This is a genomic window from Streptomyces sirii, from assembly GCF_045690365.1.
Taxonomy (GTDB): domain Bacteria; phylum Actinomycetota; class Actinomycetes; order Streptomycetales; family Streptomycetaceae; genus Streptomyces; species Streptomyces sirii.
In genome coordinates this window covers 1,309,526-1,327,189 of the sequence record NZ_CP147982.1, presented here as the reverse complement: position 1 = coordinate 1,327,189, position 17,664 = coordinate 1,309,526, and the positions used below count along the sequence as shown (strand labels likewise).

Here is a 17,664-nt window from a genome sequence, read left to right as displayed (position 1 = left end):
GCAGCACCGTCACCGCGGCCATCCATGAGACCGACATCACACCGGAGGAACGCCCGTGTTCAGCATCACCGTCCGCGATCACCTCATGGTCGCGCACAGCTTCCGCGGCGCGGTCTTCGGACCCGCCCAGCGTCTGCACGGCGCGACCTTCATCGTGGACGCCACCTTCCGCCGCGAGGCTCTCGACGCCGACAACATCGTCGTCGACATCGGCCTGGCCACCCAGGAACTCGGCCAGGTGGTCGCCGAGTTGAACTACCGAAACCTCGACGACGAACCCGCCTTCGCCGGGATCAACACCTCGACGGAGGCCCTGGCCAAGGTCATCGCCGACCGGCTCGCCGACCGTGTGCACGCCGGCAACCTCGGCGAGGGCGCCCGCGAGCTCGCCGGTATATCGGTCACCCTGCATGAATCGCATATCGCCTGGGCGACGTACGAGCGCACGCTGTGACGCGGACCGGCGCCGACGGGGCGTCGGAGCGGGTGGTGCACTTCGTCCTGCCCGGTGGCGTCGATGATCCGGCGAAGCCCAGCGGGGGCAACGTCTACGACCGGCGGGTGTGCCGCGACCTCCCGGCACAGGGGTGGCGGGTGCGCCCGTACGCCATGCCCGGCAGCTGGCCGCAGCCGGACGGGGCGGCCCGTGCGGGGCTGGCGGGCCGGCTGGCGGCCCTGCCGGACGGCGCCGTGGTCCTGCTCGACGGGCTGGTCGCCGGCGGCGTCCCCGAGGTCCTCGCCCCCGAGGCCGAACGGCTGCGGCTCTGTGTGCTGATGCATCTGCCGCTGGGGGACGAGACCGGACTCGACCCCGGCACGGCGGCCGAGCTGGAGGCCCGCGAACGCCGCACCCTGCGAGCCGCGGGGGCCGTGGTGGCCACCAGTGAGTGGGCCGCCCGCCGGCTCGTCGCGCACCACGGGCCGGCCGCGGCGCGGATCCACGTCGCCCGGCCGGGGGTCGATCCCGCGCCGCTCGCGCCCGGCACGGACGGGGCCGGCGCGCTGCTCTGCGTCGCCTCGCTCACCCCGCGCAAGGGACAGCGCCGGCTGCTCGACGCCCTCGCGGCCGTCTCCGACCTGCCCTGGAGCTGCGCGTTCGTCGGCGGGCCCGGCGGCGACCTCGACTACGCCCGGCAACTGCCCGGCAACGCCGAGGAGTTGGGCATCGCCGACCGGGTCGACTTCACCGGTCCACTGGCCGGAGCGGAGCTGGCCGCCCGCTATGCCGCCGCCGACCTGCTGGTGCTCACCTCGTACGCCGAGCCCTATGGCATGGTCGTCACCGAGGCGCTGGCCCGCGGCATTCCGGTGCTGGCCACGGCGGTCGACGGCGTACCGGAGGCCCTCGGGCGGGCCCCCGACGGCAGCCTGCCCGGCCTGCTCATACCGTCCAAAAGCCCGGTGGAACTCGCCGACGCGCTGCGCCGATGGCTCGGCGATCCGCGGCTGCGCCACCGGCTCAAGAGAGCGGCACGCGGCCGGCGTGCCATGCTGGAGGAGTGGGAGATGACGTCGCAGAGTCTGGCCGGAGCGCTGGAACGGCTTCGGCAGGAACCCCGGAGGGCGCGTTGAACGCCGTGGGAAGCGCCCGGTTCGCCGCCGACTGGCTGGAGTTGCGCGAACGCGCCGACGCCGTGTCCCGTGCGCCCGAGCTGCTGCGCCCGTTGCGTACGTGGCTCGCGCAGGCCGCGGCCGAGCGGCCGGGGCGCCCACCCGGCCTGGTGATCCGCGATCTCGGCTCCGGCACCGGCTCGATGGCGCGCTGGCTCGCCGTCCGGCTGCCCGGTCCGCAGCGGTGGACCCTGCACGACCACGACCCGGCGCTGCTCGCCCACGCCGGCTCGCGGATGCCCTCAACGGCCGCCGACGGAACACCCGTTCAGATCGCGACCGAGCACGGCGATCTGACCGCCCTCAGCGCCGCGGACCTCGCCGGTACGTCACTGGTCTCCGCCTCGGCGCTGCTCGATCTGCTCACCCTCGACGAGGTCGAGGCGCTCGCCGAGGCCTGCACGAGCGCCGGGTGCCCCGCACTGCTGGCGCTCTCCGTCGCCGGACGGGTCGAACTGACCCCGCAGGAGCCGCTCGACGCCGAGCTGGCCGCCGCCTTCAACGACCATCAGCGCCGCGCCGACCAGGGCCGTCGCCTGCTCGGTCCGGACGCGGTCGCGGCGGCGGTCGCCGCGTTCGAGCGACGGGGTGCGACGGTGGTGCTGCGGTCCAGTCCGTGGCGGCTGGGGAGCGCCGAGTGCACGCTGATCGCCGAATGGCTGCGCGGCTGGGTCGGTGCCGCGCAGGCCCAGCGGCCGTCGCTCGGGCCCCGGGCCGTCGAGTATCTGCGCCGGAGACTGGACCAGTGCGCGGCGGGGGAGTTGGGCGTCACGGTGCACCACACCGATCTGCTGGCGCTGCCCGGTCCGCCGTCCGGGGGCGTGTGATGCGGCGGTCCGGCTGGGTGTCGTGGCTGAGGCTGCTGGTGGGCGCGGGCGTGCTGGTGGCGCTGGTGTGGCATCTGGGCTCGGCCGCCTTCCTGGCCGGGCTGCGCCGGATCGACGCCGGCACCCTGCTGGCCGCCCTGGCCATCGGCCTGCTGACCACGGTCCTCAGCGCCTGGCGCTGGTGCCTGGTGGCCCGCGGCCTGGGCCTGCGGCTGCCGCTGGGCCGAGCCGTCGCGGACTACTACCGGGCACTGTTCCTCAACGCGGTGCTGCCCGGCGGTGTGCTGGGCGATGTCCACCGCGCCGTCGGGCACCGCGGCGGCGCGGGCGACCTCGGCCGCGGGGTGCGCGCGGTGATACTGGAACGCGCCGCGGGCCAGCTGGTGTTGCTCGTCTGCGGTGCCGCGGTGCTGCTCGTGCGGCCCTCGCCGGTCTCCTCCGCCCTCGCCCACGCCCTCGCCTCGCCCGGCGTCGCACTGCCCGCCGCCGCCCTGTGCGCGGTGGCCCTGGCGGCCGCCGGATGGTGGTGCCTGCGCCGGCGCACCGGGCACACCGAACGGGCCGAGGCGCGCCAGGGCCTGCCGTCCCGCGCGGTATGGCCCGGTGTCGCGCTGTCGTCGGTGGCGGTCCTCGCGGGCTACCTCACGATGTTCGTCCTGGCGGCCCGTGTCGCCGGGGTCGATGCCCCCACCGCCGAGCTGGTGCCGCTGGTGGTGCTAGCGCTGCTCGCGATGGCGCTGCCGGTCAACATCGGCGGCTGGGGCCCCCGAGAGGGCGCCGCCGCCTGGGCGTTCGGCGCCGCCGGACTGGGCGCCGCGCAGGGACTCACCGCCTCCGTGGTCTACGGAGTGCTCGCCTTCGCCGCGAGCCTGCCCGGCGCCCTGGTCCTGCTCGTGCGGTGGGCGGCCGGAGCGCGCGTCGGCCGCCGCCCGCAGTTCGAGCTCGAAGAGCGTGTCCTCGCCGAGCAGGGCGCGCCGCAGCGGCGGACGTAGCGCCTCGCGCATCACCGGCGTACCGGGGAACCGCAGACCGGGGACGCCGTCGCCGAGCAGGACCGGCGCGACGGTGAGGTACAGCCGGTCCAGCGCCCGCGCCCGCACGAAACGCGAGACGGTGACGCCGCCGCCCTCGATCAGCACCCGGCCCAGCCCACGCCGCGCCAGCACCGCCAGCAGCCGCTCCGGGCCGAAGGCGTCCGCGTCCGGCAGCCGAAGGACATCGACCCCGTCGCCCAGGGCTCCCCGGGCCGCGGGGCCGGCGCCCGGCCCGAGCAGCCACAGCGTCGGCGCCGCACCATCGGTGAACACCCCGCTGTGCACCGGCACCCGGCCCTTCGGGTCGAGCACCACCCGTACCGGATGCTCGCCCGCACAGGCGCGTACGGTCAGCCGCGGATCGTCCGCCACGGCCGTGCCCGCCCCCACCACCACCGCGTCGGCCAGTGCGCGCAGCCGGTGCAGATGGCGGCGGTCCTCCGCGCCGGTGACGTAGTCGGCGTCGCCGGTACGGGTCGCGATGAAGCCGTCCAGACTCTGTCCGAGCTGTGCGAACCCGATCCGCGGACCGGCCAGGCAGAGCGGCAGATAGCGATCGGCGAGCTCGACCGCCTCGGGCGAGGCCGGCGCCCCCCACCGCCACCCGTCGTCGCCGTCCGCCACCAGCCCGGCGGTCCGGGCATCGGCGGCCGTACGGATCCGCAGCAGCCGCTCCCATGCCGCCGTGGCGTCCAGCGCCTCGGACCTCCCCTCGGCCGCCATCTCACCGCCCGCCTTCCGCCGGTGCCCCCAAGAGCGCGGCGTATTCGCCGAATGCCTCGACCAGTCCGGTCAGCAATTCCCGGCCTTTGCGGGCCGAGGCGAGCGACGGGCGGCCGATGACTCCGGAGGCGGTATAGGCCGACATTCCGAGCGTCAGCAGATGCTTTCGGTCATCGGCGGTGCAATCCGCCGATTCATAGCCGTCCTTGACCAGTTCGGGGTGGGCGTGCAGGAGGATGGACGTCTCGACCTCTCCCGCATGCATATCGCTGTGCGCGGAGGTCCGCACCCCGGCCCGGGCGCGCGCCGCCTCCCAGTCGGCCGACTGGGGGAACAGCGCCATCCGCACCCCGCTCCCGGCGGATTCCTGAACCACATTGCGCAGTACGTAATTTCCGCCGTGCCCGTTGACCAGAATCAGGGTGCCGATGCCGGACCGGCGCAGGGATGCGGCGATGTCGGTGACGACCGCGTGCAGGGTCCGCGCGGAAATGCTGACGGTCCCCGGCCAGTCGGCGTGTTCGTGCGAACAGGACACCGTCAGCGGCGGCAGCAGCTGGACGGGGTGGGCGGCCGCCAGCTCCCCGGCGATGGTGCAGGCGACGACGGTGTCGGTGATCAGTGGCAGGTGGGCGCCGTGCTGTTCGAAACTGCCGACCGGCAGGACGGCCGTCGAGGGGCGCCGCGCCCGCACGTCCTCGGTGGTGTCCGCCGGCAACAGAGCCGTGACCGGGGACGGTTGTGGTGAAGCGGTCATGGGCACTGCCGCCTTTCGTCGCCGGCTGACCGGGGAGTCGGCCTCGCAGCATACTTGTCGCATGGGTGAGTAATCCCTGCCGCCCTATTCACCGCGCGGGTACCATCGCGCCATGACGGACCTCGACGATGATGTCGGTCCGGGCCTCGGCCCCGACCTCGGTATCGCTCTCGACAATGCCGGCCGTGAAATCGCGGGTGTGGAACGGGTGGTGGAGGTCCGGCTGCCCACCACCTATGGGGAATTCCGCGCGGTCGGCTATCTCGACCACCGCGGCGAAATCGAGCAGGTGGCGCTGGTCTACGGCGAGGCGGCGGGCGAACTGACGCTCACCCGGGTGCATTCGGAGTGCCTCACCGGCGATGTCTTCGGCTCCACACACTGCGAATGCGGCGACCAACTGGCCGCGGCGCTGCGCGCGATCGTGGCGGCCGGGCGCGGCGTTCTGGTCTATCTCCAGGGCCACGAGGGGCGGGGAATCGGCCTGCTGGCCAAACTCCGGGCGATGAAGCTGCAGGACGACGGGCTGGACACGGTCGAGGCGAACATCGCGCTCGGACTGCCCGTCGACGCCCGTGAGTACCGCGTCGCGGCGGAGATCCTGCGGGATCTCGACGTCCGGTCCGTGCGGCTGCTGTCGAACAACCCGCGCAAGCGGGCCGCGCTGCTGCGCCATGGCATCGCCGTCGCCGAACAGGTCCCGCTGCTGGTCGCACCCCGGGCGGAGAACATCCGCTATCTGCGCGCCAAACGCGAGCGCCTCGACCACGACCTGCCGCATCTCGACGGCATCCACGGCCTGTTCTGAAGCGGCAGGACAGGTGAACGGGAAGGGCCCGCGACACGTGGTCGCGGGCCCTTCCCGTGTGCGCTTGTCCGGCGGCGGACGCCGTGTCAGGAGGTGACGGGCGCCGCCGCGGGGGCGGCGGCCCGCTGCTGCGTGGGGACGACGCGCTCCGCGAGGTGGCCGAAGAGCAGCCCGAAGGCGGTCCACAGCACCAGTTGGATGGCGATCGTCGACAGCCGGAACTGCCACAGCAGGGTGCCGGGGAAGCCGTGCGGCACATTGTCGTAGGACGGCAGGAAGGCGTACGCGAGGGCGACGGCGACCACGAACGCGGCGCCGGCCGTCACCGTGGCGTACCAGTTGCCCAGCTTGGGAGCCAGGCGCCGGCCGAGGATCGTCGCGCCGACGGCCAGCAGGATGCCGAGCAGCATCATCAGGAAGTACAGGGCGGTGCGTTGGCCGATGGTGTCGGGGTTGCCGACGGCCGGTGGGTTCGCCGGGTACTTCAGGAACGGTACGAGGTAGACCAGCAGCGCGGCGCCGGACAGCAGGGCGGCGGTGGTCCGGGCGCCGAAGCGCCCGATCCGGCCCAGCAGGAAGCAGAAGACCAGTGCGGCGATGCCGCCCAGCGCCACGCCGTAGACCAGGACGCCGGTCGCCAGCCCCGCAGTGGACTGCATCCCGCGGCTGACGACCTCCATCTCGTGGCCGTGGTCGTGGCTGTGGGCGTCCTCGAACGCGATGGCGGCGTCCACCCGTGGTTCACCCAGCAGGTAGGCGACGACCAGGGCGACGACACCGGCTGCCAGACCGGCGAGCAGACCGCGCACCAGAAGGTTTCTGATGGTGAGCGAGTTCATGGGTGCCGGGTCCGATCAGTGGCAGGGGAAACCGAGGAGGTGGCGCCCGTCGTGGACCCACTCGTGCACGTCCGTTCCGGAGAACACCGAGGTGGCGCCCTGCTCGGCGCCGACGAAGTACAGCAGCACCATCATCAGGACGATGCCGAAGACCGCCCAGGGGGCGATCGCCTTGAGGGGGAGCGGGGCGGGGGCGACGGCGCCGGTGGCCGGGGGTGCGATGGTCTGAGCCATGGCAGAACCTCCTTTTAGGGGGAACTCGCGTCCCTAGTCAGTGGAGTGCGGGATGACATGCCGGGTCTGGCTCATCCGGTCCTGGCCCTTTTGGGCTGGTAAAAACCGGACATACAGTGGCGCGACCGCGCCGGGATCCCACCGGCTTCCGTCATGTCATCGTCAATACGATCGGGAAGGTACCGTGAACCGGCCACCGGGCCAAGGCCGTAGAGGGGGCGGAGTGGCGCAGGACGGGGCGCGTCCGCAGGACAACTGCCCAGTACGGAAGGTCCGTTGACGGCGGCGATGGGTAGCGGAAGGAGGAGGCGTGACGACTCGGGTGATGTTGGTCTCACCGGCCGCGGGCGATGCCCAGCGCGAGGTGCGCTTCGACGACGACGGCCCGCTGAGCGAGGCCGGGCTGCGCCGTGTGCGGGCCACGGCCGGATCGCTGCCGGCCGCCGACCGGATCTTCGCCTCGCCCTCCGTCCGGTGCCGGGGCACCGCCGCGGAGCTGGGGCTGTCGGCCCGCTCCGCGCCGGAACTGGCGGGCTGTGCGATGGGTGCCTGGCGCGGCCGGACCCTGGCCGAGGTCGCCGACGCCGAACCGGTCGCGGTCTCCAGTTGGCTGAGCGATCCGGACTTCGAGGGGCACGGCGGGGAGTCGCTGCGGGCGCTGTGCGACCGGATCGCGGGCTGGCTGACCCGGATGGCGCTCGACGACGGCCGGGTGGTGGCCGTCGTCGAACCGGACGTCGTACGGGCCGCGGCGGTGTGCGCACTGCGGGTGCCCGCGGACGCGTTCTGGCGGCTGGATGTCCCGCCGCTCACCGCGACCGAGCTGAGCGGCCGGGGTGGGCGCTGGAATCTGGGCCTGGGGCGGACGCTGGACCGCAGGTGAGTGGGCGGGTGGCCGAAATGCTTCAGGATTCACCTGTCGCTTCATCTACACATAAACGCGACATAAGCGCAGAATAAAGGTGCGCGGCCCGATGCCACGCGAAACGGCCAGGCTTGCGAGCGAAGGAGGCGAGTCGTATGGCCGACGTCTCACACACCAGGGGTGATCTCGCCGGTCACCCCGACGCTTCTGAGATGCGGGCTCGCTATGAGCGGGTGCTCGGCGGGCGTGATGTCGTACTCGTCGACGGTCCGGTCTTCTTGGTCGGCCTGTACTGCGCCGTCTCGCCGTGGGTCATCCACTTCGCCCTCGCGCAGCCTCCGCTGGTGGTGCACAACCTCATCCTCGGCATCGCGATCGCCCTGCTGGCGGTGGGTTTCACCGTGGCGCCCGAGCGGATGTACGGCCTGAGCGGTGCGATGTGCGCGATCGGCGTATGGATGATCATCTCGCCCTGGATCGTCGGCAGCAGCCCGGACGCCGGCGTCATCTGGAACAACCTCGTCATCGGTGTTCTGACGTTCCTGCTGGGCGCCATGTGTGTCGCCGTGGCATCGAGGAGCCGCAGCGTCACCTGACGTGCGCTCCCCATACGGGGGCGTGTGACAGGCCGCCGGTGCGCCTGCCTCCCTCGGGTGGCGGGCGGGCCGGCGGCTGCGTGTGCGGGCGCGGCGGCTACGGGCTATCGGCGCCGTGCGCGGCCCTCGGCCGACAGGTGCCCGGTCAGTCCGGCCAGTACCAGCCCGCTCGCGAGGAGCAGGCCGTGCGCCAGGGCGATTCCCAGGACCAGACCGGTGATCGCCGCGGCCTGTGCGAGCCATGCGGCGCCGCGCGGGTAGCCGCGCGAGCGCCCGGCTGACGGGGTGCGGGGGCGGGGGAGGGCTTCGTGTCGGAACGGCTCGGCGATCTCGCCGAAGGGGCGGTCGTCGTACGGGGACAGGGGCGTTTCTCCTCTCCCGGGTGGTGCGCAGGGCGGCGCCGTACGGGCGGGGTGCGGGCGAAGGGGACGTTGCCCCGTTGATCATTTCTAGTTAGGCTTGCCTAACTTGTTGCGGGGCGACAACGTCACCTGCGTGTTGTGCCCTGCCGGGCCCTGCCCGTAACGCCGTTGACCGGAGAGGTGTCGCACCATGTCGTACGAGAAGCAGCCATCGGATGAGGCCCGGGACGCGCTGGTCCGGATCGCCTACGGCGGCATGGCGGCACACACGCTGGGTGCCGCGGCCCGCATGGGGATCGTCGATCTGATCGGGGACGGGGAGCGCGGCGCGGACGAGCTGGCGAAGGAGTGCGCCGCCGAGCCCCAGGCCATGGGCCGGTTACTGCGGTCGCTGGCCGGACTCGGACTGCTCGTGGAGCGGTCTCCCGGAACGTTCGCCACCACCCCGGCCGGCGCCCTGCTGCACAGCGATCACCCCGAGTCGCTGCGGTCCTTCTCCCGGATGTTCACCGACCCCACCATCCTGCGGGCCTGGGAGCTGCTGGACGACAGCGTGCGTACCGGCCGGCCCTCCTTCGACACGGCCTTCGGCCAGGACTTCTTCGGCTACCTCGCCCAACAGCCGCAGCTCTCCGCCGACTTCAACGCCGCGATGGGCCAGGCCACCCGCGACACCGCCGCGCTGGTCCCGGCGGCCTACGACTTCGGCCGCTTCCGGACCGTCGCCGACATCGGCGGCGGCGACGGCACCCTGCTCGCCCCGATCCTCCAGGCGCACCCCGGGCTCCGCGGCATCCTCTTCGACAGCTCGGAGGGCCTCGCCCAGGCCGGTACGCGGCTGGCGGACGAGGGTCTGGACGGGCGCTGCTCCCTCGTCGCCGGGGACTTCTTCGCCACCGCTCCCGAGGGCGCCGACCTCTACCTCCTCAAGAGCGTGATCCACGACTGGAACGACGAGCAGTGCACCACGATCCTGCGGCACTGCCGGCAGGCGATACCCGACGACGGCCGGCTGCTGATCATCGAGCCGGTGCTGCCGCCCGTCGTCGCCCCCTCGGCCTCCGGTGTCGACCCCTCGGAGGCCGGCGTGCTCTACCTCAGCGATCTCAACATGCTGGTCAACGTCGAGGGCCGGGAGCGCACCCGGGACGACTTCGACCAGCTGTGCCGCGCCGCCGGCTTCGCCCTGCGCACCGTCATCCCGCTCCCCGAGCCCAACCGCTTCTGCCTCATCGAGGCCGAGCCGGTCTGATCCGGCGGTGATCCGGGCGGCGCGGCGCACCGGGGCGGGGCCGTCGGAGCCCCTCCGCACGCGTGCGGCCGCCGCCCGGACAGGGATAATCGGGGTAGGGGCCGATTGGCTCTGGGCGACCGCCCCGGAGAGGGGGCATCCCGTGACCGCTGTGCCCGTGGATGATCACGAAGACTTCGCCGACGCCGACCGCGGGTTCATCGCGGAGCTCGACCCGCCCGAGGTCACCATGGACGACGGCCGGGTGGTCTGGGACGCCGGGGCCTACGGATTCCTGGCCCAGAACTGCCCCGACACCGCCCACGAGGGCCTGTGGCGCCAGGGCCGGCTGGTGAGCCGCCAGGGTCTGTACGAGGTCACGGAGGGCATCTACCAGGCCCGCGGTCTGGACCTGTCCAATATGACGCTGGTCGAAGGCGATCACGGCGTGATCGTCATCGACCCGCTCCGCTCCGCCGAGACCGCCGCCGCGGCCCTGGAGCTCTACCGCAAGCACCGCGGAGACCGGCCGGTCACCGGCCTGATCTACACCCACTCGCACGGAGACCACTTCGGCGGCGCCCGCGGCGTACTCCCGCCCGGCCACCACCCCGTTCCGGTGCTCGCACCCGTCGGCTTCCTCACCCAAGCGGTCGGCGAGCAGGTCTACGCCGGGCCCGCGATGGCCCGGCGCGCCGTCTACATGTACGGCGCCGAGCTCACCAAGGCGCCGGACGCCCAGATCGGCTGCGGTCTGGGGGCCACCCACTCCACCGGCACCATGACCCTGGTCCCGCCGACCGTGGACATCACCAGCACCGGCCAGGAGGAGATCCTCGACGGTGTGCACCTCGCCTTCCAGCTCACCCCGGGCACCGAGGCGCCCGCCGAGATGAACTTCTGCTTCCCGGCACACCGGGCGCTCTGCCTGGCCGAGAACGCCACCCACACCCTGCACCACGTCCTGTCGCTGCGCGGCGGCGCCGTCCGCGACGCCCGGGCCTGGTCCCGCTACCTGGGCGAGGCGCTCGCCCTCTTCGGCGACCAGGCGGAGGTCGCCTTCGCCTCCCACCACTGGCCGACCTGGGGCAAGGACCGCGTCAGGACCCTGCTGGCCAACCAGCGCGACCTGTACGCCTATCTGCACGACCAGACCGTGCGGCTGCTCAACCAGGGGCTCACCGGCCCCGAGATCGCCGAGGAGATGCGGCTGCCGCCGGGCCTGGCGCGCGAATGGGCCCACCACGGCTACTACGGCTCGCTCAGCCACAACGTCAAGGCGATCTACCAGCGCTACCTGGGATGGTTCGACGGCAACCCCGCCCACCTGTGGGAGCACCCTCCGGTCGAGCAGGCCAAGCGCTATGTGGACACCATGGGCGGCGTCGAGGCGACCGTGGACGCGGGCAAGCGGTACGCCGCCGAGGGCGATCTGCGGTTCGCCGCCACCCTCCTCAACCACGCCGTCTTCGCCGACCCGAAGAACCTCCGCGCCCGCCGCGAACTGGCCCTGGTCTACGAACGGCTGGGCCACGGCTGCGAGAACGGCACCTGGCGCAACTTCTACCTCACCGGAGCGATGGAACTGCGCGGCACCCTCGCCGCGCCACGGCCCGCCACCGCCGTCCCCGAGATGGACCGGGCCCGCACCGTCGACCAGATCCTCGACGCGATCGCCATCCGCATCGACGGCCCGCGCGCCTGGTCCACCCCGCTCACCCTCGACCTCTACCTCCCCGACGAGGACCGGACCTGGCATCTGACGCTGTCCAACGGGGCCCTGACCCATCTCAGTTCGCCGGGCGCCCCCACCCCGTCCGACGACCGCGGCCCCGACCTGACCCTGACCCTCACCAAGCCCCAACTGCTCGACGTCCTCGCCGGACAAGGGCCACCCGAGGGGGACCGCGACGGCGGGACCGGAGCGCTCAACCAGCTCCTGGGCCTCCTCAGCCTCCCCGATCCCACCTTCCCCATCGTCACGCCCTGACCGCCACCGGCCCGCCCGCAGTCGTCAACTTCGCGCCGCGGAGCGCCCACGCCACCCTCCGCCACCCGACGCCGAAGCTGGGGCAAACTGGCCTGGTGGCGAGCAGCATTCCCGAAGAATCAAGCAGTTTCATCGGCCGGCGGGTCGAACTACGGCAGATCGGTCAGGAGTTGACGGACCACCGGTTGGTCACCCTGACCGGGCCCGGTGGCGTGGGCAAGACCCGCATCGCCATACGAGCCGCGCGCGCGGCGGCGCCACGGTTCCCCGACGGTGTCTGGTGGGCCGAACTATGGCCGTTACACAACGCGGGGCTGCTGCTGGCAACCGTCTGCGACGCCGTCGGCCTGGCCGACCATACGGCCCGCACCCCCGCGGCGGCGCTGTGCGAATGGCTCGCCGACAAACGGCTGCTGCTGGTCCTGGACTCCTGCGAACACCTCGTCGACGCCTGCCGCGATCTCCTCGGAGACCTGCTGACGGCCGCCCCCCACCTGACCGTGCTGGTCACCAGCCGGCAGCCGCTGGACCTCGTCGGCGAGCGGACCACCGAGATCGGCCCGCTGCCCTGCACCGGCGACAACGACGCGCTGGCCCTGTTCACCGAACGGGCCGGCGCCGCCGTACCCGGCCTGCGGCTCACCGACCCCCGGCACGCGGCCGCCGCAGACACCATCTGCCGGCGCCTCGAAGGCATTCCGCTGGCCCTGGAGCTGGCGGGCGCCCAGCTGGCCGGCAGCTCCGTGGAGCGCGTCGCCGAGCGGCTGACCTCCCGCTTCGACGCCCTAGACGGCGACCCGCCGCCGCGGTTCCCGCGACACCGGACGCTGCGCTGCGCCATCGGCTGGAGCCATGAGCTGTGCACCCCGCTGGAGCGGCTGCTGTGGGCCCGGCTGTCCGTCTTCCGGGGCACCTTCGACGAGGAGTCGGCGGCCTCGGTCTGCGCCGGCGGCCCGCTCACCGAGGAGTCGGTGCGCACCGTCCTCGCCGGACTGGCCGCCAAGTCGGTGCTCACCCGCGAGGGCCCGCGCTTCCGCATGCTCGACACGCTGCGCGAGTACGGCCGGCTGTGGCTCGGCGAGCTGGACGAGACGGCGGACCTGGCGGACCGGCACGCCGCGTACTTCGTGGCGTTCGGCCGCCGCGCCGAACAGGGCTGGCTGGGCCCCGAGCAGGTCGGCTGGTACGGCCGGGTCGCCGACGTCTATGTCGACCTGTGCACCGCCCTGGACCACCTCCTGGCCACCGACCCGGAGCGGGCCCAGGAACTCAGCGCCTCGATCGGCTTCTTCTGGAGCTGCTGCGGCCATCTGCACGAGGCCCGCGACTACACCGCCCGCGCCCTCGCCGCGCACCACGGACCGAGCCGGGCCCGCACCCGGGCGCTATGGGCGCTGGGCGTCGCCGTACTCCTCCAGGGTGATCTCTCGCTGGCCGACGCCCTGGGCGCGGAGTGCGCGGACGCGGCGCGGGCGGGCGACGACGAGGAGGAGGTGCTGGAGGCCGGCTACCTCATCGGCCTCACCCATCTGATGGCCGGCCGGCCGATGTCTGCGTACACCGTCGTCGAACAGGTCCTCGGAGCGCCGCCCACCAGCCCGTTCGACGCACCCGGACGGCTGCGTTGCCACCTCGTACGGATCTTCGCGCTCACCAACCTCGGCAGGCTCGACGAGGCCCGCGCCGCGGCCACCGCACTGCGCCGCGGCTGTGTGGAGCGCGGCGAACACTGGACCCGCTCCTACACCGACTACCAGCTCTCCCTGGTCGCGCTCTTCCAGGGCCAGCCCGCGGAGTCGGCAGGGCACGCCCGCGCCATGCTCGCCGCCAAGCAGGACATCGGCGACAGGTTCGGGATCGCCCTCGGTCTGGACCTGCTCGCGGCCGCCTTGGCGGCCCAGGGCGAGGGCGCCGCGGCCGCCCGGGTCTACGGATGCGGCCAGGCCATCTGGCGCACCGTCGGGCACCCCCAGCGAGGCACCCCCGAGCTGCGCGCGGTGCGCGAGGAGTGCGAGCGGCAGGCCCGCGCGGCGATCGGCGACGACGCCTACGCGGAGCTCTTCCACCGGGCCGGTGAGGAGCGCCCCGAGGCCGCGCTCGCCCGGATCCTGGCCGGCGACCTGTGACCGCCGCCCCGGTTCAGCCGGCGGGCTCGCCGGCCAGCGTGTACAGCAGCTCGTAAGCGGTGGGGATCATCTTGCAGCCGTGCCCGCGGCGGGTGGCCAGCGCCACCAGGCCGGTGTGCGACGCCGGGTGGTAGCCGAGGAACGCCTGCTGGCCGAAGGTCGCCCCGACGTGGAAGAGCAGCGGCCCGCGCGGGGCCGGGTGCTGGAACCACGTCAGGGTGTGGGTGTTGCGGCGCCGCCAGCCGCGGCGCAGCAACGGGACCTGGATGTCGCGCAGCGGCAGCGCCAGCGGTGTGTTCTCGGGGGAGAGGTGCGCTTCGAGGTAGCCGAGCAGATCCCCGGGGGTGGCGCGGACCGACCCGACGGCGGCGAAGGCGCCCATGTCGGTGCTGGGCACCGGCGTCACCCCGTTCGCCCGGTGGCCGATGGCGTCGGTGCCGGTGGCCCCCGGGCCCAGGGTGGTGTCCGCCAGCCCGAGCGGGCGCAGTACGCGGTCGGTGAGCAGGGCCGGGTAAGGGGCGCCCGCGGCCTCGGCCATGGCCGGGCCGAGCAGCGCCAGCCCGAAGTTGGAGTAGCGCCAGCGGGTGCCGGGGCGGTTCCGGGGCCGGGTCCGGGCGAAGGTGCGCAGCAACCGCTCGGTGTCGTAGGCCGCGTACCCGTTGACGGAGGGGTGCATCAGGGCGCCGGGGATCAGGTCGGTGGGGATCCGCGGCAGCCCCGAGGTGTGGGTGGCCAGATGCCGCAGGGTGATCCGCCGCGAGTACGGGTGCGGCAGCGACAGGCCCGGCAGATGCGCGGCGAGCGGATCGTCCAGCGTCAGCACCCCGGCCCTGGCCAGGTCGGCCAGCAGCAGCACGGTGAAGGTCTTCGACAGCGAGCCCACCTCGTAGCGCAGCGCATGGCGCGGGGTGGGCGGGGTGAGGGCCGTGCCGCCGGTGAGCACGGTGCGCAGGCCGCCCCGGGTGACCGCGAGCACCACGTCCGGGGCGTCGATCAGAGTGACCGCGTCCGCGAGGCGGTCGGCGAGCGCGGCGCCGCGTGCCGAGCCCATCAGACCGCGGACATCGCCCGGGAGGTGGCCATCGCGGAGGCGAACGCGGCGACCAGGGTGGGGTGGTGGACCTGGTCGAACACATACGCCGGGTCCCCCTCGGGCAGCTGGCGCCGGACGGGCATCGCGCCGGAGGCCGACTGCGCGGCGGCATAGCGCTCCCACAGCGCCGCGTCCAGCGAGGGCCGCGGCAGACAGGCGTCCACGACGAGGAGCTCGCCCAGCAGATCCCAGTGTTCGAGGTCCGCCCAGTCGTGCATCCAGGCCGGCAGGTACCGCGTGAGGTAGTCGGCGATGGCCGGCGGAATGCCCTCGGGGCTCTCGCCCCAGTTCGTGAGGTGGAAGACCGTGTGGGTGATGTCGTAGGCGATGTGCAGCTGCACCGTCCAGGGTTCGGCCAGCTGCCCCAGCCAGGTGCGGGCCACGGCCTGTCCGAAGTCGCTGCTGGGCACGAGACCCAGCTTGCGTTCCGCGTTGAGCACACCCAGCCGCCGGTTGGGCGACATCTCCAGCGCCGTCCAGGTCCCGGTGCGCCGGCAGACCTCCACCCGCCCCTCCAGACCCGGATGGCGGTGGCCCAGCTCGTGGAAGGGCGCGTAGACCTCCAGCGGCACGGGGGACAGCGGCTCGTCGCACTGGAGGCGGGCCAGTACGTTGCCGCCGTCCAGCAGCTCCCGCCAGGCGAAGTCCAGCAGCTGCCCGGCACGGGTCTTCTGCCGGGACCCGGCCACGCCCTCCCGGAACAGCACCTGCATGTTCATCGCCAGCTCCCCGATGGGCTTGAGCCGTTCGGCGACCGCGCCGTTGGTGGCGAAGTCCTCGGGGGCCAGCCGGAAGCGCTCACGGTGCTCGTCGAGCCAGGACAGGGCCCGGTCGCCGACACCGTGCAGCAGGGCGGGGGATGCGGCCGTCACCATCACGGGGCTGCCTCGCTTTCACAGAGGGTCCGCCCGCCCACCAGCGCCGGGCCGCCGGCCGACGGACCGGCCTCGGCCTCGTCGGCGGCGATCCGGGCGAGGGTGGCGGCGAACGCGGTCACCAGGGTGGAGTGGTAGCAGGCGAGGAAGGCCTCGCGCGGATCGCCCGAGGACGGGGCCGCGCCCATCTCCGGGACGCTGCCGTCGGCCGTCTGCGCCTCGGCCAACCGCTGCCAGGCCACCGAGTGGTAGGGAGCCGCGGGCAGGCAGGCCGTCACGGCCAGCAGCTCGCCCACCAGGTCCCACAGTTGCTCCTCCAGCCAGTTCTCCAGCCAGGAGGGCAGCCACAGCCGCAGATAGCCGGCGAGTTCGGGGGACAGCCGCTGCCGGTTGCGGCCCCAGTCGGTGAGGTGGAAGACGTCATGGGTCACGCCGTAGGCCGCCTTGCGGTCCAGTGCCCACGGCTCCGGCAGCCGGCCGAGGCCGGTCAGCGCCAGCACGGCGGCGAAGTCGGCGTGCGGCCGCAGTCCGATCCGCCGCTCCGTGTTGAGCACGCCGAGGGTACGGGTGTGGTCCTCGCGCGCCACCCGCCAGCCGCGCAGCCGCATGGTGGTCTGCAGCAGGTCGTCGGCCTCGGCATGGCGCAGCCCGGCCTGGGCGAAGATCCCGTAGAGCTCCGCCGGATAGGTGGCGAACGGCTCACCGCGGATCAGCTCGGCGAACAGCTCGCCGTCCCGGGTCTCGTTCCAGGCGAACGAGAACAGGCCGCGGGCCGTCTGGCGGATGTCGTCCCGCGGGTGCAGCACCCCGATCAGCTGGGTCAGTTCGGCCAGTTCACCGAGGGGTTTGAGGGTCAGGTTGGGATCGGCGTCGGTCGTCACGTCCGGAGGCAGGCGGAAGAGCCCGCGCGCCTCCTCCAGCCACCCCAGGCTGCCCTGGACCATCCGGTCCAGCAGCCCGGGGTCGCTGTCGGCGGCGGTCACCAGCCCCTCCCGTGGAAGCGCTGCGCGGCCGCGACGTGCAGCGCGACCCGCGGGTCGGCGCCACCCATCTGGCGGACGAACGCCAGCCCGCTGTCCAGCCCCAGGGTCTGCGGGACCTCGGGCAGCCGGGCCAGCCAGCGGCCCAGACCGGCCGCCTGCGGCCAGTCCCGCCGGCGCACCGCCCGGACGAAACCGCGGGACAGATCGTCGGTACGGGTGGCCAGTTGCTCGGCGAGCCCCGATGCCAGTTTGGGCAGTGCGAGCGATGCCAGCTGCGACACCCGGTGGGACAGCTTCGGCCAGGGGTCGAGCTCCACCCATTCGGTGTCGGCGTCGGGCGCCGGCGGCCAGTGCTGTGCGCCTCCGGGCAGAAACGCGTGCGAGGCCTCGACCAGGCCCCGATAGGTCCACACCGACACCTGCGAGGCATCGGCTCCCGGCGGATAGGCCGCGAGCGCCTGCCGGACCACCGCTTCGTCGTCCGCGCCGAAGGGCGCCGCCCGGTGCTCCGCGGCGTACGGCGCGAGCGCATCGGCGCCGAGCACCCGAACGGCGGCTGGGGTCAGCGCGTTCTCCTGCTGCAGAATGCCGGACAACGCATAGGGGTCGCCCTCACCCCGCAGGGCGAGGGCGACCTCTGTTGCGGCATCGGCAATCACAGCGCTCAGCGGGACTGCTCCCTGCGTCTGCTCAGCCAACGCTTTGTCCCC

At 73.2% G+C, this 17,664-nt stretch carries 17 protein-coding genes, 1 pseudogene and 1 riboswitch; of the genes and pseudogenes, 10 read left to right on the top strand and 8 right to left on the bottom strand.

Going from position 1 to position 17,664, the window contains the following annotated elements; translation table 11 throughout:
- The first annotated feature begins 55 nt into the window (after positions 1-55).
- From WAB15_RS06225 to WAB15_RS06210, 4 genes are read left to right on the top strand one after another with little or no spacing between them, the layout of a single operon-like run.
- Positions 56-454 carry a 6-pyruvoyl trahydropterin synthase family protein gene (locus WAB15_RS06225; protein ID WP_399150677.1) on the top strand — a complete coding sequence of 133 codons (399 nt, stop codon included), beginning with the start codon at positions 56-58 and terminating at the stop codon, positions 452-454.
- Positions 451-1,572 carry a glycosyltransferase family 4 protein gene (locus WAB15_RS06220; RefSeq protein ID WP_407285606.1) on the top strand — a complete coding sequence of 374 codons (1,122 nt, stop codon included), beginning with the start codon at positions 451-453 and terminating at the stop codon, positions 1,570-1,572. Before WAB15_RS06225 ends, WAB15_RS06220 begins: the two co-directional genes overlap by 4 nt.
- Positions 1,569-2,438: an SAM-dependent methyltransferase gene (locus WAB15_RS06215; protein WP_407285605.1), complete on the top strand. Its 870-nt coding sequence runs from the start codon at positions 1,569-1,571 to the stop codon at positions 2,436-2,438. Before WAB15_RS06220 ends, WAB15_RS06215 begins: the two co-directional genes overlap by 4 nt.
- Entirely contained in the window at positions 2,438-3,430 is a 993-nt protein-coding gene (locus WAB15_RS06210) for a lysylphosphatidylglycerol synthase transmembrane domain-containing protein (RefSeq protein WP_407285604.1), read from the top strand. Before WAB15_RS06215 ends, WAB15_RS06210 begins: the two co-directional genes overlap by 1 nt.
- Before the next feature lie 102 nt (positions 3,431-3,532).
- Here WAB15_RS06210 and WAB15_RS06205 read toward each other — a convergent pair.
- Positions 3,533-4,195 (bottom strand): annotated as a pseudogene (locus WAB15_RS06205) (RibD family protein); the annotation flags it as partial.
- Position 4,196: 1 nt separating this feature from the next.
- Positions 4,197-4,952 (bottom strand): creatininase family protein, encoded by a 756-nt coding sequence (locus WAB15_RS06200; protein ID WP_399150673.1) that lies wholly within the window; start codon positions 4,950-4,952, stop codon positions 4,197-4,199.
- A gap of 112 nt (positions 4,953-5,064) precedes the next feature.
- On the opposite strand from WAB15_RS06200, the gene ribA reads away from it, so the two are divergent.
- Positions 5,065-5,760: a GTP cyclohydrolase II gene (gene ribA, locus WAB15_RS06195; RefSeq protein WP_399150672.1), complete on the top strand. Its 696-nt coding sequence runs from the start codon at positions 5,065-5,067 to the stop codon at positions 5,758-5,760.
- 86 nt (positions 5,761-5,846) lie between these two features.
- Here the strand turns inward: ribA and WAB15_RS06190 are convergent, their stop codons facing one another.
- Both WAB15_RS06190 and WAB15_RS06185 read right to left on the bottom strand, forming a co-directional pair.
- Complete coding sequence (locus WAB15_RS06190; protein WP_399150671.1) at positions 5,847-6,599, bottom strand: CbtA family protein; 753 nt, start codon at positions 6,597-6,599, stop codon at positions 5,847-5,849.
- Between the two features lie 15 nt (positions 6,600-6,614).
- Positions 6,615-6,833, bottom strand: a complete 219-nt coding sequence (locus WAB15_RS06185; RefSeq protein WP_407285603.1) for a CbtB-domain containing protein — start codon at positions 6,831-6,833, stop codon at positions 6,615-6,617.
- Between the two features lie 64 nt (positions 6,834-6,897).
- Positions 6,898-6,983: riboswitch (cobalamin riboswitch) on the bottom strand.
- A 160-nt stretch (positions 6,984-7,143) separates the two neighbouring features.
- Here WAB15_RS06185 and WAB15_RS06180 point away from each other — a divergent pair.
- The 5 genes from WAB15_RS06180 (at position 7,144) to WAB15_RS06160 (ending at position 14,003) form a co-directional block, all read left to right on the top strand.
- Complete coding sequence (locus WAB15_RS06180) at positions 7,144-7,716, top strand: histidine phosphatase family protein (protein ID WP_407285602.1); 573 nt, start codon at positions 7,144-7,146, stop codon at positions 7,714-7,716.
- 137 nt (positions 7,717-7,853) lie between these two features.
- The gene (locus tag WAB15_RS06175; protein ID WP_399150669.1) at positions 7,854-8,294 is read left to right on the top strand and encodes an SPW repeat protein; all 441 of its coding nucleotides are present in this window, start codon (positions 7,854-7,856) and stop codon (positions 8,292-8,294) included.
- 552 nt (positions 8,295-8,846) lie between these two features.
- A complete protein-coding gene (locus WAB15_RS06170; RefSeq protein WP_399150668.1) occupies positions 8,847-9,908 on the top strand; it encodes a methyltransferase in 1,062 nt (353 codons plus the stop codon).
- A gap of 142 nt (positions 9,909-10,050) precedes the next feature.
- Positions 10,051-11,877, top strand: a complete 1,827-nt coding sequence (locus tag WAB15_RS06165) for an alkyl/aryl-sulfatase (RefSeq protein WP_407285601.1) — start codon at positions 10,051-10,053, stop codon at positions 11,875-11,877.
- A 95-nt stretch (positions 11,878-11,972) separates the two neighbouring features.
- Positions 11,973-14,003 carry an ATP-binding protein gene (locus WAB15_RS06160; protein ID WP_407285600.1) on the top strand — a complete coding sequence of 677 codons (2,031 nt, stop codon included), beginning with the start codon at positions 11,973-11,975 and terminating at the stop codon, positions 14,001-14,003.
- Positions 14,004-14,016: 13 nt separating this feature from the next.
- Here WAB15_RS06160 and WAB15_RS06155 read toward each other — a convergent pair whose 3' ends face one another.
- From WAB15_RS06155 to WAB15_RS06140, 4 genes are read right to left on the bottom strand one after another with little or no spacing between them, the layout of a single operon-like run.
- A complete protein-coding gene (locus tag WAB15_RS06155; protein WP_407285599.1) occupies positions 14,017-15,054 on the bottom strand; it encodes a serine hydrolase domain-containing protein in 1,038 nt (345 codons plus the stop codon).
- On the bottom strand, positions 15,054-15,971 hold the full coding sequence (locus tag WAB15_RS06150) for a DUF6895 family protein (RefSeq protein WP_399150665.1): 918 nt from the start codon (positions 15,969-15,971) through the stop codon (positions 15,054-15,056). The genes WAB15_RS06155 and WAB15_RS06150 overlap by 1 nt, the downstream gene beginning before the upstream one ends.
- The gene (locus WAB15_RS06145; RefSeq protein ID WP_399150664.1) at positions 15,971-16,954 is read right to left on the bottom strand and encodes a DUF6895 family protein; all 984 of its coding nucleotides are present in this window, start codon (positions 16,952-16,954) and stop codon (positions 15,971-15,973) included. The genes WAB15_RS06150 and WAB15_RS06145 overlap by 1 nt, the downstream gene beginning before the upstream one ends.
- Positions 16,951-17,652: a hypothetical protein gene (locus WAB15_RS06140; protein WP_399150663.1), complete on the bottom strand. Its 702-nt coding sequence runs from the start codon at positions 17,650-17,652 to the stop codon at positions 16,951-16,953. Before WAB15_RS06140 ends, WAB15_RS06145 begins: the two co-directional genes overlap by 4 nt.
- Positions 17,653-17,664: the final 12 nt, after the last annotated feature.